At 54.8% G+C, this 16,983-nt stretch carries 13 protein-coding genes; all 13 read left to right on the top strand.

The genetic code is table 11. The features are described from left to right. Nucleotides 1–46 precede the first annotated feature (46 nt). Complete coding sequence (gene nusG / locus AC07ED_RS13200; RefSeq protein WP_067548389.1) at nucleotides 47–580, top strand: transcription termination/antitermination protein NusG; 534 nt, start codon at nucleotides 47–49, stop codon at nucleotides 578–580. A 102-nt stretch (nucleotides 581–682) separates the two neighbouring features. Next, nucleotides 683–1,108 (top strand): 50S ribosomal protein L11, encoded by a 426-nt coding sequence (gene rplK, locus AC07ED_RS13195; protein WP_067548392.1) that lies wholly within the window; start codon nucleotides 683–685, stop codon nucleotides 1,106–1,108. 1 nt (nucleotide 1,109) lies between these two features. Continuing rightward, nucleotides 1,110–1,802 (top strand): 50S ribosomal protein L1, encoded by a 693-nt coding sequence (gene rplA, locus AC07ED_RS13190; protein ID WP_067548396.1) that lies wholly within the window; start codon nucleotides 1,110–1,112, stop codon nucleotides 1,800–1,802. Nucleotides 1,803–2,033: 231 nt separating this feature from the next. Continuing rightward, entirely contained in the window at nucleotides 2,034–2,546 is a 513-nt protein-coding gene (rplJ, locus tag AC07ED_RS13185) for a 50S ribosomal protein L10 (protein WP_105234114.1), read from the top strand. A 71-nt stretch (nucleotides 2,547–2,617) separates the two neighbouring features. Then, nucleotides 2,618–2,989, top strand: coding sequence for a 50S ribosomal protein L7/L12 (gene rplL / locus AC07ED_RS13180; RefSeq protein ID WP_067548400.1), 372 nt, complete (start codon nucleotides 2,618–2,620; stop codon nucleotides 2,987–2,989). A 238-nt stretch (nucleotides 2,990–3,227) separates the two neighbouring features. Next, complete coding sequence (gene rpoB / locus AC07ED_RS13175; protein ID WP_105234115.1) at nucleotides 3,228–7,367, top strand: DNA-directed RNA polymerase subunit beta; 4,140 nt, start codon at nucleotides 3,228–3,230, stop codon at nucleotides 7,365–7,367. Nucleotides 7,368–7,417: 50 nt separating this feature from the next. After that, a complete protein-coding gene (rpoC, locus tag AC07ED_RS13170; protein WP_105234116.1) occupies nucleotides 7,418–11,638 on the top strand; it encodes a DNA-directed RNA polymerase subunit beta' in 4,221 nt (1,406 codons plus the stop codon). Between the two features lie 123 nt (nucleotides 11,639–11,761). Continuing rightward, nucleotides 11,762–12,646, top strand: a complete 885-nt coding sequence (locus AC07ED_RS13165; RefSeq protein ID WP_105234117.1) for a DMT family transporter — start codon at nucleotides 11,762–11,764, stop codon at nucleotides 12,644–12,646. Between the two features lie 17 nt (nucleotides 12,647–12,663). Beyond that, nucleotides 12,664–13,491 carry a glycosyltransferase gene (locus AC07ED_RS13160; RefSeq protein WP_245918153.1) on the top strand — a complete coding sequence of 276 codons (828 nt, stop codon included), beginning with the start codon at nucleotides 12,664–12,666 and terminating at the stop codon, nucleotides 13,489–13,491. Between the two features lie 258 nt (nucleotides 13,492–13,749). Beyond that, a complete protein-coding gene (rpsL, locus tag AC07ED_RS13155) occupies nucleotides 13,750–14,121 on the top strand; it encodes a 30S ribosomal protein S12 (protein ID WP_067548416.1) in 372 nt (123 codons plus the stop codon). 12 nt (nucleotides 14,122–14,133) lie between these two features. Next, nucleotides 14,134–14,604 carry a 30S ribosomal protein S7 gene (rpsG, locus tag AC07ED_RS13150; RefSeq protein ID WP_067548419.1) on the top strand — a complete coding sequence of 157 codons (471 nt, stop codon included), beginning with the start codon at nucleotides 14,134–14,136 and terminating at the stop codon, nucleotides 14,602–14,604. 24 nt (nucleotides 14,605–14,628) lie between these two features. Beyond that, a complete protein-coding gene (fusA, locus tag AC07ED_RS13145; RefSeq protein ID WP_105234119.1) occupies nucleotides 14,629–16,746 on the top strand; it encodes an elongation factor G in 2,118 nt (705 codons plus the stop codon). 84 nt (nucleotides 16,747–16,830) lie between these two features. Then, a partial coding sequence (locus tag AC07ED_RS13140) for a GTP-binding protein (RefSeq protein ID WP_478242451.1) occupies nucleotides 16,831–16,983 on the top strand: 153 nt, incomplete at its 3' end.

Below are 16,983 nucleotides of genomic sequence, written 5' to 3'. Positions count from 1 at the left end.
GGAATTTACGGCCTAAACGGGCCCAGTACGGCGAGGTGTCGGAGACATGGCGAAACGGTGGTATTCGGTAAGTGTGCTCTCGAACTTCGAGAAGAAGATCGCCGAGCAGATCCGTGCCAAGGTTGAAGAGCAGGGTCTTGAGGCCCAAATCGATGAAGTTCTGGTCCCGACTGAAGAGGTGATCGAAGTTCGTCGCGGTAAGAAAGTGACCACTGAGCGTCGGTTTATGCCGGGTTACGTTCTGGTTCACATGGAAATGTCTGATGAGGGGTATCACCTCGTCAACTCGATCAACCGGGTAACCGGTTTCCTTGGTCCTCAGGGCCGCCCGATGCCGATGCGCGATGCAGAAGTTCAGGCGATCCTTGGCCGCGTTGAAGAAGGTCAAGAAGCGCCGCGCGTCGAGATCAGCTTCGAAGTGGGTGAGAAGGTCAAGGTTAACGACGGTCCGTTCGAAGACTTCGACGGCATGGTCGAGGAAGTGGATGAGATCAGCCAGCGCCTGAAGGTGACGGTATCGATCTTCGGCCGCGCTACGCCGGTCGAGCTGGAATTTACTCAGGTTACTAAACAGTACTGAGTTTATCACGTGGGAGGCTGAGCGAGCGCGCTCGTAAGGCTGGACCACACAACGATTAACCTGACGCACGCGTGCGGAGGGTGTTGGAAAAAGGAGAGGCCGATGGCCAAGAAAGTAATGGGTCAGCTGAAGCTGCAGGTTCCTGCAGGTAAAGCAAACCCTTCCCCGCCCGTAGGTCCTGCGCTGGGTCAGCGCGGCATCAACATCATGGAATTCACGAAGGCCTTCAACGCGAAGACCGCTGACATGGAGCCGGGCGCTCCGTGCCCGACCGTGATCACCTACTACCAAGACAAATCCTTCACCTTTGAGATCAAGACGCCGCCGGCATCTTATTACCTCAAAAAAGCTGCTAAGCTTCAGTCGGGTTCCAAAACCCCTGGTAAAGCAGTTGCAGGTTCTGTCACCGTTGCTCAGGTGAAAGAAATCGCAGAGGCCAAAATGAAGGACCTCAACGCAAACTCGATCGAAGCCGCGATGCAGATTATTCTGGGTTCGGCTCGCTCCATGGGCATCGAGGTGAAGTAAGATGGCTGGTAAGCGTATCACAGCAGCACGCGCTGCATTCGAAGGCAAAGAGAACCTGAAGGTAGCTGACGCTATCGCTCTGGTTAAATCTAACGCTTCTGCCAAATTCGACGAAACCGTTGAGATTGCGCTGAACCTCGGTGTTGACCCGCGTCACGCTGACCAAATGGTTCGTGGCACTGTCAACCTGCCGAACGGCACAGGTAAAACTGTTCGCGTTGCTGTTTTTGCTCGTGGCGACAAAGCTGAGGAAGCTAAAGCTGCTGGTGCAGACATCGTTGGCGCAGAAGACCTGATGGAAATCGTTCAGGGCGGCAAAATCGAGTTCGAACGTTGCATCGCAACTCCGGACATGATGCCGATCGTCGGTCGTCTGGGTAAAGTTCTCGGTCCGCGCAACCTGATGCCGAACCCGAAAATCGGCACTGTGACCATGGACGTTGCTGAAGCTGTTAAAGCAGCTAAAGGCGGTCAGGTTCAGTTCAAAGTTGAAAAAGCTGGTGTTATCCACGCTGGTATCGGTAAAGCTTCCTTCGACGCGAAAGCACTCGAAGAGAACCTGCTTGCTTTCGTTGACGCTGTTCAGAAAGCAAAACCGACCGGTGCTAAAGGCGCATACATGAAAAAAGTCTCGATCAGCTCCACGATGGGCCCGGGCGTTTCTGTAAGCGTTGAATCCGCGACTGGTAACTAAGAATTTTTACCGCTTCGGCGGTGAAATGGCAGGGCTGTAACGGCCCTGTCCTGTCCGAGACGGAGGGTTGGGGTTGCCCCAATAATTCCTTCCTGAGATGGGAAACGAGATAAATTTCCGTTCGCTTACAGAACGGGCGATTTGGCTCGGGACCCTGAAACGGACCCGAACGGCCCTCGACTTTCGGGGGTCAACTTGAGCCGGGGGAAACCCCAAACTTGGAGTGAAACTGTGGATAGAGCACAAAAAGAGAAGCTGGTCGAAGAGCTCGGCCAAATCTTTGAAAGCTCTGGCGTCGTAGTGGTTGCCCACTACGAAGGCATGACAGTTGCTGAAATGCAGGACCTGCGCGCTCAAATGCGTGAAGCGGGCGGTTCCGTACGCGTTGCCAAGAACAAGCTCGCCAAAATCGCCCTTGAAGGTAAGCCTTGCGCAAGCATCGCAAACTACCTGATGGGCATGACCGTGTTGTCTTACTCTGAAGACCCTGTGGCAGCTGCCAAAGTGGTCGACAAGTTCGCTAAAGCTAACGACAAGCTCGTTATCCTTGGCGGTGCTATGGGTGAGAACGCACTGGATGTCGCCGGCGTTAAAGCCGTCGCACAAATGCCGTCCCGTGAAGAGCTTATTGCTTCGATCGTTGGCTGCATCGGTGCGCCTGCTTCGAACATCGCTGGTGCCATTGGCGCGCCTGCATCGAACATCGCGAGCATTCTTTCGACTATCGAAGAGAAAGCTGCATAAGCAACCAATTGCCCTCGTAGGGATTAATCATCTCGCGTTGGAACACACTTAAATCGAACGGAAAGCATAAAATGGCTGATCTGAAAAAACTTGCTGAAGAGATCGTTGGTCTGACCCTTCTCGAAGCACAAGAACTGAAAACCATCCTCAAAGACGAGTACGGCATTGAGCCTGCTGCTGGTGGCGCTGTAATGGTTGCTGGCCCGGCTGCTGCTGCTGAAGCTGCTGAAGAGAAAACTGAGTTCGACGTCATCCTGAAAGACGCTGGCGCTCAGAAAATCAACGTCATCAAAGAAGTTCGCGGCATCACTGGTCTCGGCCTGAAAGAAGCTAAAGACCTCGTTGAGGCTGGCGGCAAAGTCAAAGAAGGCGCTTCGAAAGCAGAAGCAGAAGACATCAAAGCGAAGCTGGAAGCAGCTGGCGCGAAAATCGAACTGGCCTAATCGCCTGTTCTCGGCCCCTAGGGTCGTGCAAATTCGGCTGGATCCGCGATATCGCGGGTCCAGCCAAACCTGTCTTAGCGGAACGTTTAACTAGAAAACGCTCTCCTCAGGTAGGTTCCACAGTCGGGAGGCCCCCCTTGGGACGGGGGCCAGGAATAGACAGGAACAACCTTCTCAATGGGGAAATGTCGCGGCCCCGGCGACATGGACCCGCAGAGATCGAAAGGTGACACAGCACATGGCTCAGACCTTCCTTGGCCAGAAACGCCTGCGTAAGTACTACGGTAAGATTAACGAAGTTCTTCAAATGCCGAACCTCATTGAGGTTCAGAAATCGTCTTATGACCTGTTCTTGCGGTCTGGCGATGCCGATATGCCGCTCGACGGCGAAGGCATTAAAGGCGTTTTCCAGTCGGTATTCCCGATTAAAGACTTCAACGAAACGGCAGTTCTTGAGTTCGTAAAGTACGAACTTGAAAAGCCGAAGTTCGACGTCGAAGAATGTATGCAGCGCGACCTGACTTACGCAGCACCGCTCAAGGTGACCCTGCGTTTGATCGTATTTGATGTCGACGAAGACACAGGTGCGAAGTCGGTTAAAGACATCAAAGAACAAGACGTGTTCATGGGCGATATGCCTTTGATGACCACCAACGGCACCTTCGTCGTTAACGGTACTGAGCGTGTTATCGTTTCCCAGATGCACCGTTCGCCGGGCGTGTTCTTTGACCACGATAAAGGCAAAACCCACTCGTCGGGTAAGCTGCTGTTCGCATGCCGCATCATCCCATACCGTGGTTCGTGGCTCGACTTCGAATTCGATGCAAAAGACCTCGTCTTTGCGCGCATCGACCGTCGCCGCAAACTTCCGGTCACGACTCTTCTCTATGCTCTTGGCATGGATCAAGAGGCGATCATGGATGCCTACTACAACACCGTTGAATTCTCTCTCGATAAGAAATCCAACGGCTGGGTCACGAAGTTCTTCCCAGAACGCGTGCGTGGGACCCGCCCGACCTATGACCTGATCGACGCTGCAACGGGTGAAGTGATCTGCAAAGCAGGTGACAAAATCACTCCGCGCGCTGTGAAGAAACTGATCGACGAAGGTTCGGTTAAGAACCTGCTCGTTCCGTTTAACCACATCGTCGGCAAGTTCGTCGCAAAAGACATCATCAACGAAGAGACAGGGGCGATCTACGTTGAAGCTGGTGACGAGCTGACGCTCGAGATGGACAAAGACGGCGAAGTTATCGGCGGCACCGTGCGCGAGCTTCTCGACGCTGGCATCACCGATATTCCAGTTCTGGACATCGATAACATCAACGTTGGTGCATACATCCGTAACACCATGGCAAGCGACAAGAACATGAACCGCGACGGCGCGCTCATGGATATCTACCGCGTCATGCGTCCAGGTGAACCGCCGACCGTTGAATCCGCATCGGCTCTGTTCGACTCCTTGTTCTTCGATAGCGAACGCTACGATCTCTCGGCCGTTGGTCGCGTGAAAATGAACATGCGTCTGGCACTCGATGCAGAAGATACACAGCGCACCCTGCGTAACGAAGACATCGTTTCGTGCATCAAGGCGCTTGTCGAATTGCGTGATGGCAAGGGCGAAGTCGACGACATCGACCACCTCGGCAACCGTCGTGTTCGTTCCGTTGGCGAGCTGATGGAAAACCAATACCGCGTTGGCCTGCTCCGCATGGAGCGCGCGATCAAAGAACGTATGTCGTCTGTCGAAATCGACACCGTCATGCCGCAAGACTTGATCAACGCGAAACCGGCAGCGGCTGCTGTTCGTGAATTCTTCGGCTCTTCGCAGCTGTCGCAGTTCATGGACCAAACCAACCCGCTGTCCGAAGTGACCCACAAGCGTCGTCTTTCGGCTCTCGGGCCGGGCGGTCTGACCCGTGAACGCGCTGGCTTTGAGGTTCGCGACGTTCACCCGACCCACTACGGTCGTATGTGTCCGATTGAAACGCCGGAAGGTCCGAACATTGGTCTGATCAACTCGCTGGCAACCTTTGCTCGCGTGAACAAATACGGCTTCATCGAAACACCGTACCGCAAGGTCATCGAAGGCAAAGTAACTGACCAAGTCAGCTACATGTCGGCGACTGAAGAGATGCGCCACACTGTTGCGCAGGCGAACGCTACGCTCGATGAGAATGGCAACCTGATCAATGAATTCGTTTCGACACGTCAGTCGGGCGAATACACGCTGGCTCCAAAGGAGAGCGTGGACCTGATCGACGTTTCGCCGAAACAGCTCGTTTCGGTCGCTGCGGCGCTCATCCCGTTCCTCGAAAACGACGACGCTAACCGCGCTCTCATGGGCTCGAACATGCAACGTCAGGCCGTTCCGCTTCTGCAGGCTGAAGCCCCGCTGGTCGGCACCGGTATGGAAGAAAAAGTTGCGATCGACTCTGGCGCTGCGATCACTGCACGCCGCGCAGGTATCATCGACCAAGTCGATGCGACCCGTGTCGTTATCCGCGCAACCGAAGACCTCGAAGTTGGTGACCCAGGCGTTGACATCTATCGTCTCCGCAAGTTCCAGCGTTCGAACCAGAACACCTGCATCAACCAGCGTCCGCTGGTGAAAGTGGGCGACAAAGTTGGCAAAGGCGAAGTTATCGCTGACGGCCCGTCGACCGATATGGGTGAACTGGCTCTGGGTAAGAACGTGATCGTCGCGTTCATGCCGTGGAATGGTTACAACTACGAAGACTCCATCCTGATTTCTGAGCGCATCGTTAAAGACGACGTATTCACCTCGGTTCACATCGAAGAATACGAAGTTGCGGCACGCGACACGAAGCTCGGGCCGGAAGAAATCACTCGCGACATTCCGAACGTCGGTGAAGAAGCGCTGCGCAACCTCGACGAGGCTGGCATCGTCTACATCGGCGCTGAGGTTGGACCGGGCGATATTCTCGTTGGTAAAATCACACCGAAGGGCGAAAGCCCGATGACGCCGGAAGAAAAACTCCTCCGCGCTATCTTCGGTGAGAAAGCGTCTGACGTTCGCGACACCTCGCTGCGTCTCGCACCGGGTGACTACGGTACTGTCGTTGAAGTTCGTGTATTCAACCGCCACGGCGTTGAAAAAGACGAACGTGCTCTGCAGATCGAGCGCGAAGAGGTCGAAAGCCTCGCTCGCGACCGTGACGACGAGCTCGGCATTCTGGACCGCAACATCTACGCCCGTCTCAAGGATATGATCCTTGGTCAGGAAGCTGTGAAAGGTCCAAAAGGCTTTAAGGCGAACTCTATCGTAACCGAAGAGTCGCTGTCTGAGCTGAGCCGTGGCCAGTGGTGGCAGATTGCTCTGAAGGACGAAGACACTGCAAAGATCGTCGAAGCCCTGAACGAGCAGTACGAAGCTCAGAAGCGCCAGCTTGACGCACGTTTCGAAGACAAGGTCGAAAAAGTCCGCCGTGGCGACGACCTGCCGCCGGGCGTGATGAAAATGGTCAAAGTCTTCATCGCGGTTAAGCGTAAGCTTCAGCCGGGCGATAAGATGGCAGGCCGTCACGGGAACAAAGGTGTTATTTCGAAGGTTGTTCCTATCGAAGACATGCCGTTCCTCGCTGATGGTACTCCGGTAGACTTCGTGCTGAACCCGCTGGGCGTTCCGTCGCGTATGAACGTTGGTCAGATTCTTGAAACCCACATGGGTTGGGCATCGCGTGGTCTGGGTCTCCAGATCGACGAGGCTCTGCAAGAATACCGTCGTTCGGGCGATATGACTCCAGTTCGTGATGCACTGAAAATCACCTACGGTGATGCAGTCTACGAAGAAGGCTTTGCTGATCTGGACGAAGATCTGCTGATCGATACTGCAGCGAACTCTGTTCGCGGTGTGCCGATCGCAACTCCGGTCTTCGACGGTGCAAAAGAGGCTGACGTAAACGACGCGCTGGCGCGCGCTGGTTTCGACACCTCGGGTCAGTCGGTACTCTTCGACGGTCGTACGGGTGAACAGTTCGCTCGTAAGGTCACTGTCGGTGTTAAATACCTGCTGAAACTGCACCACTTGGTCGACGATAAGATCCATGCTCGTTCCACTGGTCCGTACTCGCTTGTTACTCAGCAGCCGCTGGGTGGTAAGGCACAGTTCGGTGGTCAGCGCTTTGGTGAGATGGAGGTCTGGGCACTTGAGGCTTATGGCGCTGCATACACCCTGCAGGAAATGCTCACCGTTAAGTCGGATGACGTTGCAGGTCGTACCAAAGTCTACGAGTCGATCGTCAAAGGTGAGGACAACTTCGAAGCCGGCGTACCGGAATCGTTCAACGTTCTTGTCAAAGAGGTCCGGGGCCTTGGCCTCAATATGGAACTCCTGGATGCGGAAGATGATGAGTGAGGCGTTCGCGCCTCACCTCTCCCCTTCCCACTGATACGTAAGGAAATACGATGAACCAGGAACTGACCAACAACCCGTTCAACCCGCTCACGCCCGCTAAGGCTTTCGACGAGATCAAAGTCTCGCTCGCATCGCCCGAGCGTATCCTGTCGTGGTCGTTCGGTGAGATTAAGAAACCAGAAACCATCAACTACCGCACGTTCAAACCAGAACGCGACGGTCTCTTCTGTGCTCGTATCTTTGGCCCGATCAAAGACTACGAATGCCTTTGCGGCAAATATAAGCGCATGAAGTATCGCGGCGTTGTCTGCGAAAAATGTGGTGTTGAAGTTACCCTCCAGAAAGTGCGCCGCGAGCGTATGGGCCACATCGAACTGGCCTCGCCTGTTGCACACATCTGGTTCTTGAAATCGCTCCCGTCGCGGATCGGCCTCATGCTCGACATGACGCTCCGTGACCTGGAACGCATTCTGTACTTTGAAAACTACGTCGTGATCGAGCCGGGTCTCACTGACCTGACCTACGGCCAGCTGATGACCGAGGAAGAATTCCTCGACGCACAGGACACCTACGGCATGGACGCTTTCCAAGCGAACATCGGTGCCGAAGCGATCCGCGAAATGCTGTCGATGATTGACCTCGAAGCAACTGCAGAGCAGCTGCGCGAAGAGCTGAAGGAAGCCACTGGCGAACTGAAGCCTAAAAAGATCATCAAGCGTCTGAAAATCGTTGAGAACTTCCTTGAGTCGGGCAACCGTCCTGAGTGGATGATCCTCACCGTGATCCCTGTGATCCCGCCAGAACTGCGTCCGCTGGTACCGTTGGATGGTGGCCGCTTTGCGACCTCCGACCTCAACGACCTGTATCGCCGCGTGATCAACCGGAACAACCGTTTGAAGCGTCTGATCGAACTTCGTGCGCCGGACATCATCGTTCGCAACGAAAAGCGTATGCTTCAGGAATCCGTTGACGCTCTGTTCGACAACGGTCGCCGTGGCCGCGTCATCACTGGTGCGAACAAGCGCCCGCTGAAGTCGCTCTCGGACATGCTGAAAGGTAAGCAAGGTCGCTTCCGTCAGAACCTTTTGGGTAAGCGCGTCGACTTCTCGGGTCGTTCGGTTATTGTGACCGGCCCAGAGCTCAAGCTGCACCAGTGTGGTCTGCCGAAGAAGATGGCGCTCGAGCTGTTCAAGCCGTTCATCTACTCGCGCCTTGAAGCAAAGGGTCTGTCTTCGACTGTTAAACAGGCGAAGAAACTCGTTGAGAAAGAGCGTCCCGAAGTTTGGGATATCCTCGACGAAGTGATCCGCGAACACCCCGTCATGCTGAACCGTGCGCCTACGCTGCACCGTCTTGGCATTCAGGCGTTCGAACCCACGCTGATCGAAGGTAAAGCGATCCAGCTGCACCCGCTCGTTTGTTCTGCGTTTAACGCTGACTTCGACGGTGACCAGATGGCTGTTCACGTGCCGCTCTCGCTGGAAGCCCAGCTTGAAGCACGCGTTCTGATGATGTCGACCAACAACGTTCTTTCGCCTGCAAACGGCGCGCCGATCATCGTTCCTTCGCAGGATATGATCTTGGGTCTGTACTACACCACGATCCAGCGCGACGGCATGAAAGGTGAAGGCATGTCCTTCGCTTCGATCGACGAAGTTGAACAAGCTCTGGCAGCTGGTGAAGTTCACCTGCACGCTAAGATCAACGCTCGTATCAAGCAGATCGACGAAACCGGCCAAGAAGTGATTGTTCGCGCTGAAACCACCCCAGGCCGTCTGCGCCTCGGTGGCCTGCTGCCGCTGAACAACAAAGCGCCGTTTGAGCTGGTGAACCGCCTTCTGCGTAAGAAGGAAGTTCAGCAGGTCATCGACACCGTCTACCGTTACTGCGGTCAGAAAGAGTCGGTGATCTTCTGTGACCAGATCATGGGCCTTGGTTTCCGTGAAGCGTTCAAAGCTGGCATCTCGTTCGGTAAAGACGACATGGTCATTCCTGACTCCAAGTGGACGCTGGTCGAAGAGACCCGCGATCAGGTTAAAGACTTTGAACAGCAGTACATGGACGGTCTGATCACTCAGGGCGAGAAGTACAACAAAGTGGTCGATGCTTGGTCGAAGTGTAACGACAAAGTCACCGACGCGATGATGAATACCATCTCGGCTGAGAAACGCGACGAGAACGGCGCTGTTATGGAACCGAACTCGGTTTACATGATGGCTCACTCTGGTGCGCGTGGTTCGGTTACTCAGATGAAACAGCTGGGCGGTATGCGTGGTCTTATGGCTAAGCCGTCGGGTGAGATCATCGAAACCCCGATCATCTCGAACTTTAAAGAGGGCCTTACCGTTCTCGAGTACTTCAACTCTACCCACGGCGCTCGTAAGGGTCTGTCGGATACCGCACTTAAGACTGCGAACTCCGGTTACCTCACCCGTCGTCTGGTTGACGTTGCTCAAGACTGTATCGTTCGCGAAGTCGACTGTGGCACCGATCGTGCGATCACCGCTGAAGCAGCCGTTAACGATGGTGAAGTTGTTGCATCGCTCGCAGAGCGCGTTCTGGGCCGTGTATCGGCTGATGACGTCCTGCGTCCGGGCACCGACGAGGTTGTCGTTAAAGCTGGCGAACTGATCGACGAACGCAAAGCTGACATGATCGAAGCTGCTGGCGTTCAGAAAATGCGCATCCGCAGCCCGCTGACCTGTGAGTCTGACGACGGCGTATGTGCAAACTGCTACGGCCGTGACCTTGCTCGCGGTACTCGCGTCAACATCGGTGAAGCTGTCGGTATTATTGCTGCACAGTCGATCGGTGAACCTGGTACACAGCTTACCATGCGTACGTTCCACATTGGTGGTGTTGCGCAGGGTGGCCAGCAGTCGTTCCTTGAAGCGTCTGCAAACGGTAAAGTCGAGTTCCGTAACGCGAACATTCTGGAAAACGCCGCTGGCGAACAGATTGCTCTGGGCCGGAACATGGTTCTCGCGATCATCGACGAAAACGGTGAAGAGCGCGCTCAGCACAAGATCGGTTACGGTACGAAGATCCACGTTAAAGATGGCGCAACCATCGCTCGTGGTGACAAGATGTTCGAATGGGACCCCTATACTCTGCCGATCATCGCAGAGAAGGGCGGCAAGGTACGCTTTGTTGATCTCGTCTCGGGTATCTCCGTCCGTGAAGAGACCGACGATGCTACTGGCATGACCCAGAAGATCGTTTCGGACTGGCGTTCCGTACCGCGTGGTGGTGACCTGAAACCTGAAATCATTGTGGTCGGCGCTGATGGCGAACCGGTTCGCAAAGAAGACGGTAACCCAGTCACCTACCCGATGTCGGTAGACGCAATTCTGTCCATCGAAGACGGTCAGGATGTCGCTGCTGGTGACGTTGTTGCGCGTATTCCGCGTGAAGGCGCGAAGACCAAGGACATTACCGGTGGTCTTCCGCGCGTTGCGGAACTGTTCGAAGCCCGTCGTCCGAAGGACCACGCTATCATCGCTGAGATCGATGGCTACGTTCGCTTCGGCAAGGACTACAAGAACAAGCGTCGCATCGCGATCGAGTCCGCAGACGATCCGGATCACAAGGTCGAATACATGGTGCCGAAGGGTAAACACATCCCGGTCCAGGAAGGCGACTTTGTCCAGAAGGGCGACTACATCATGGACGGCAACCCCGCGCCGCATGACATCCTTGCAATTATGGGTGTCGAAGCGCTGGCTGACTACATGATCGACGAAGTTCAGGACGTTTACCGTCTGCAGGGCGTTAAGATTAACGATAAACACATCGAGGTTATCGTTCGTCAGATGCTCCAGAAGTGGGAAATCTCTGACTCGGGTGACACCACGCTTCTTAAGGGTGAGACCGTTGATAAGGTCGAATTCGACGAAGCAAACGCCAAGGCAGAAGCCCGCGGCGGTCGTCCAGCACAGGGTGAGCCAATCCTTCTGGGTATCACCAAAGCGTCGCTCCAGACCCGTTCGTTCATCTCGGCTGCGTCGTTCCAGGAAACCACTCGCGTCCTCACCGAAGCTTCGGTTCAGGGCAAGCGTGACAAACTGGTCGGCCTCAAAGAGAACGTTATCGTTGGTCGTCTCATTCCGGCTGGTACCGGTGGCGCAACTGCCATCGTTCGTTCGATCGCTGCAAAGCGTGACAACGTGGTGCTCGAAGCCCGTCGTGAAGAAGCAGAAGAAGCCGTCAAACTCGCCGCGCCGAGCTATGACGACATCGCTGTCGAAACACCGGAAAGCCGCGAAGAGTAATCACTGCAAAATCTTACGAAAGGCCCTCGCATTGCGGGGGCCTTTTGCGTTTTGGGGATCGGAAATTGTGTCCTGACATTATCGCGCTAGCGCGGCCAATATCGCGGTGCTACGGCTTGGCGTATGAAAGCTCTTTCTGACAATGTTCGCGGCGCGCTGATGATGGCCGTTGCCATGCTCGCCTTCAGTAGTAATGACGCTGCTATGAAGTCGCTCTCGGGCGAACTGCCGTTGTTTCAGGCCATTTTCTTGCGCGGGATTGTCACCACGATTGCCATGATCATTTTGGCGGGTTTGTTCGGCCAGCTTCGACTTCGTCTCGGGCGGCAAGACTTCATCTTGATCTGTGTGCGGTCCTTGGCAGAGGTCGCGGCGGCTTGGACGTTCCTCACGGCATTGTTCAACATGCAATTGGCCAATGTGACCGCGATTTTGCAGGCTTTGCCCTTGGTCATGACCTTTGCAGGGGCTCTATTCCTAAAAGAACCCATCGGCTGGCGTCGATTGTCGGCAAGTATCATCGGCTTTGTGGGTGTGCTGATGATCGTGCAGCCGGGCGGAGAGAGTTTTAACATCTACTCGATCTACGCGCTGTTGTCCGTCGGCCTAATAGTCATTCGCGATCTGGCAGCGCGGCGCATGTCCAGAGAAGTGCCATCGATGTTCGCCGCGACTTTTGCCGCAGGGACCGTTACCGCATTTGCTGGTTTCGGATCGATATTTATCGAATGGACCCCTGTGACTGGGCACTCCGCGGCATTGTTGGGTGGTGCTGCAACCGCGGTGCTGATCGGCTATCTCATGTCAGTTACGGCAATGCGCGTCGGCGAAATTTCCTTTGTCGCACCGTTCCGATATGTCGGCTTGCTCGCCAGCCTCATCCTCGGTGTTGTGATTTTTGGACAATTGCCATCAACCTTGGCTCTCTTGGGTTGTGTGGTCGTGGTCGGAAGTGGTCTATTCATCTTTAGACGTGAACGGCAATTGTCAGAGGTTGAGGCCAAGTGACCCTTCTGAACATCCAAATGCTTGGACTGTGCCGATTTTCGTATCCGTCCGAAGTTGGGGCATTTCGTCATACTGCTCAGACAATGAATGAACTGCGGGCCGAACTTTATGGCCGGTCTCGTATGGCAACGCGGTTTTTCTTTTTCGAACAGATCGTGTTGCCAGCGTTAAAAGTTCAAACCGACCCGAATTTTACATTGATCTTGCTTGCCGGCGATCAAATGCCTGTCGCCTACAAGGAACGGTTAACGTCGCTTTGTTCGTCGGTGCCCCAGATCAAAATCGTCTTTGCTGAAGAGGGAAGGGTGCACCGTGAGATTTGCCGCGAGGTGATGATCGATCATCGTGATGGGTCGGCGGATATCGTGGCAGAGTTTCGGATCGACGATGATGACGCCGTTGCTATTGATTTCATAGAAACGGGGCGCTCTGCGATTGAAGCGTCCTATGGGCTTGCTGATCAGAGCGGACTGCTTTGTGTGGATTTCGCTCATGGCATTTTGCTCGGTTTTGACCGCCACGGTGTCAGGGCCCAAAACGTCAAAGAACGGATGTGGACCCCAGCGCAGATTTTTTGTCGTCGTCCAAACGACAAACGCAGCATCCTCGATATGAACCATATTAAGGCTTGGGCGCATATGCCGACGGTCTCGATGGCGTCTCGCCTGATGTTCGTGCGCGGGGCTCATTTCGGGAATGACAGTGATCTTCTGAAACGTCCGCGCTTTGCCGACGATTGGGGTCCACTTGGCGGTCAGATCGCCGACCGTCTTGCGTCGCGCTTTGGTTTGGATGTGGATGCGATTACCAATGGCTGGAAGGCGCTTGGGGAACGGTCAGCCTGAAGCAGTTGACAGCTACAGCGACTCCGCCTATACGCCGCCCATCCGGGTAGACGGGAGGATTCCCTTTTAACCCGATATCAGAGCTGAAGTGGACATGAACCGGGCTAATGCTGCCTTGTTCCTCTGTAACTTTAACCGCATCGCACCTCCGGTAAGGGTTCGATTGCGGGCTTTTTGTGCTGCGACGTTTGTGTCGCGCATTCGTCGAAAACCGCGGACCTACGGGGCCGCTTATTGTAGGATAGGGGACATAACCCAATGCCAACGATCCAACAGCTGATCCGCAAGCCGCGTCAGCCCAAAGTCGTCAGATCCAAGTCGCAGCACCTCGAGCGCTGCCCTCAGAAACGCGGCGTTTGCACCCGCGTTTACACAACAACACCGAAGAAACCGAACTCGGCTATGCGTAAGGTTGCGAAGGTTCGCCTGACCAACGGCTTCGAAGTCATTTCGTACATCCCAGGTGAAAGCCACAACCTTCAGGAACACTCCGTGGTTCTGATCCGTGGCGGCCGTGTAAAAGACCTTCCGGGTGTCCGTTACCACATCCTCCGCGGTGTGCTGGATACCCAAGGTGTTAAAGATCGTAAGCAGCGTCGTTCGAAATACGGCGCCAAGCGTCCGAAGTAAGGAGATACTTGAATGTCGCGTCGTCACGCTGCTGAAAAACGTGAAGTTCTGCCGGACGCTAAGTTCGGTGACCGCGTTGTCACTAAATTCATGAACAACCTGATGATCGATGGTAAAAAATCGGTCGCAGAAAGAATCGTATACAACGCGTTTGACCGCGTTGAATCGAAGCTGAAAAAAGCTCCGGTCGAAGTCTTCCACGAAGCCCTCGATAACGTGAAGCCGTCGGTCGAAGTTCGTTCGCGCCGCGTAGGTGGTGCAACCTACCAGGTTCCGGTTGAAGTTCGTCCCGAGCGTCGTGAAGCCCTCGCAATCCGCTGGCTGATCAACGCTTCGCGCGCCCGCAACGAAAACACCATGGAAGAGCGTCTTGCTGGCGAACTTCTTGACGCTGTTAACGGTCGCGGTTCTGCCGTGAAGAAACGGGAAGACACTCACAAGATGGCAGACGCTAACAAAGCGTTCAGCCACTACCGCTGGTAACCTAAGCCTTAAGGATAGAGCCCAATGGCACGCGATTATCCCCTCGACCGGTACCGCAACTTTGGTATCATGGCGCACATCGACGCAGGTAAAACCACCTGTTCCGAGCGCATTCTTTACTACACCGGCAAATCCCACAACATCGGTGAGGTGCACGATGGTGCAGCCACCATGGACTGGATGGAGCAGGAACAGGAACGCGGTATCACCATTACCTCGGCTGCGACGACCACTTTCTGGGAACGCACCGAAGATGGCGAAACTGCTGACACTGAAAAGCACCGCCTGAACATCATCGACACTCCCGGCCACGTTGACTTCACCATCGAAGTTGAACGTTCGCTTGCAGTTCTCGACGGTGCTGTTTGCGTTCTTGACGCAAACGCTGGTGTTGAGCCGCAGACTGAAACCGTTTGGCGTCAGGCTGACCGCTACAAAGTTCCGCGTATCGTGTTCGTTAACAAAATGGACAAAATCGGCGCAGACTTCTTTAACTGCGTTCGCATGATCGAAGACCGTACCGGCGCTCGCGCTGTTCCGGTTGCTCTGCCGATCGGTGCTGAGTCCGAACTCGAAGGCCTTATCGACCTCGTAACCATGAAAGAATGGGTATGGCGCGGTGACGACCTCGGTGCTTCTTGGGTTCAAGAAGACATCCGTGACAGCCTGAAAGATCTTGCTGACGAATGGCGCGGTAAGATGATCGAGGCTGCCGTCGAACAAGACGACGAAGCGATGATGGAATACCTCGAAGGCAACGAGCCTGACGTACCGACCCTGCGCGCTCTGCTGCGCAAAGGTACGCTTGCTCTCGACTTCGTCCCGGTTCTTGCTGGTTCTGCGTTCAAGAACAAAGGCGTTCAGCCTCTGCTCAACGCTGTTATCGACTACCTGCCGAGCCCGCTCGACGTAGTTGACTACATGGGCTTCAAACCGGGTGACGAAGAAGAAGTTCGTAACATTGCACGTCGTGCAGATGACAACATGCCCTTCGCTGGTCTCGCGTTCAAAATCATGAACGACCCATTCGTTGGCTCTCTGACCTTCACTCGCATCTACTCTGGCGTTCTTCGCAAGGGTGACAGCCTCCTCAACTCGACCAAAGGCAAAAAAGAGCGCGTTGGTCGTATGATGATGATGCACTCGAACAACCGTGAAGAAATCGACGAAGCGTTTGCAGGCGACATCATCGCGCTTGCAGGTCTCAAAGACACCACCACTGGTGACACTCTGTGTAACCCTGCGGATCCGGTTGTCCTTGAAACCATGACCTTCCCGGAGCCTGTTATCGAAATCGCTGTTGAACCGAAGACCAAGGGTGACCAAGAAAAGATGTCGGCAGGCCTCGCCCGTCTGGCAGCTGAAGACCCATCCTTCCGTGTGGAAACTGACCTCGAATCCGGTCAGACCATCATGAAAGGCATGGGCGAACTTCACTTGGACATTCTCGTTGACCGTCTGCGTCGCGAATTCAAAGTGGAAGCAAACATCGGTGCGCCGCAGGTGGCTTATCGTGAAACGATCACTCGTGAAGCTGAGATCGACTACACGCACAAGAAACAGTCCGGTGGTACCGGTCAGTTCGGTCGCGTGAAGATGATCCTGACGCCGACCGAGCCGGGCGAAGGTTATTCCTTCGAATCCCGCATCGTTGGTGGTGCTATTCCGAAGGAATACATCCCGGGCGTTGAAAAGGGTATCAAATCGGTCATGGACTCCGGTCCGCTGGCTGGCTTCCCTGTGATCGACTTCAAAGTTGCACTGGTTGACGGTGCATTCCACGACGTTGACTCCTCGGTTCTCGCGTTCGAAATCGCAGCTCGTATGGGTATGCGCGAAGGCATGAAAAAAGCTGGGGCGAAACTGCTCGAGCCGATCATGAAAGTCGAAGTTATCACTCCGGAAGAATACACCGGCGGTATCATCGGCGACCTAACATCGCGTCGCGGTCAGGTTCAGGGTCAGGACACCCGCGGTAACGCAATCGCTATCGACGCGTTTGTGCCGCTGGCGAACATGTTCGGTTACATCAACACTCTGCGTTCGATGTCTTCCGGCCGTGCTCAGTTCACCATGCAGTTCGATCACTACGAAGCAGTTCCGCAGAACGTTTCGGACGAGATCCAGAAGAAATACGCCTAATGGCGAAATGGCGGGGGGCATTAGTCTCCCGCCGATTCAACACCGGCGGGGTGAACCCGCCAGCGCAAGACTAAGGAGGCCACTATGGCTAAAGGTAAGTTTGAACGTAACAAACCGCACGTTAACATCGGCACGATTGGCCACGTTGACCACGGTAAAACCACATTGACCGCAGCAATCACCAAATACTTTGGTGACTTCCGCGCATACGACCAGATCGACGGCGCACCTGAAGAG

It is taken from the genome of Aestuarium zhoushanense (assembly GCF_056431045.1).
The sequence above is the reverse complement of the archived record's forward strand: the minus strand, read 5'-3'. Positions and strand labels throughout refer to the sequence as shown.

What these genes read in the sequence shown, in the direction of transcription:
- fusA (WP_105234119.1), top strand. Translation starts at nt 14,629, where the DNA reads ATGGCACGCGATTATCCCCTCGACCGGTACCGCAACTTTGGTATCATG.
- rpoB (WP_105234115.1), top strand. Translation starts at nt 3,228, where the DNA reads ATGGCTCAGACCTTCCTTGGCCAGAAACGCCTGCGTAAGTACTACGGT.
- rplA (WP_067548396.1), top strand. Translation starts at nt 1,110, where the DNA reads ATGGCTGGTAAGCGTATCACAGCAGCACGCGCTGCATTCGAAGGCAAA.
- rpsG (WP_067548419.1), top strand. Translation starts at nt 14,134, where the DNA reads ATGTCGCGTCGTCACGCTGCTGAAAAACGTGAAGTTCTGCCGGACGCT.
- nusG (WP_067548389.1), top strand. Translation starts at nt 47, where the DNA reads ATGGCGAAACGGTGGTATTCGGTAAGTGTGCTCTCGAACTTCGAGAAG.
- rpsL (WP_067548416.1), top strand. Translation starts at nt 13,750, where the DNA reads ATGCCAACGATCCAACAGCTGATCCGCAAGCCGCGTCAGCCCAAAGTC.
- rplL (WP_067548400.1), top strand. Translation starts at nt 2,618, where the DNA reads ATGGCTGATCTGAAAAAACTTGCTGAAGAGATCGTTGGTCTGACCCTT.
- rpoC (WP_105234116.1), top strand. Translation starts at nt 7,418, where the DNA reads ATGAACCAGGAACTGACCAACAACCCGTTCAACCCGCTCACGCCCGCT.
- AC07ED_RS13160 (WP_245918153.1), top strand. Translation starts at nt 12,664, where the DNA reads ATGCTTGGACTGTGCCGATTTTCGTATCCGTCCGAAGTTGGGGCATTT.
- AC07ED_RS13165 (WP_105234117.1), top strand. Translation starts at nt 11,762, where the DNA reads ATGAAAGCTCTTTCTGACAATGTTCGCGGCGCGCTGATGATGGCCGTT.
- rplK (WP_067548392.1), top strand. Translation starts at nt 683, where the DNA reads ATGGCCAAGAAAGTAATGGGTCAGCTGAAGCTGCAGGTTCCTGCAGGT.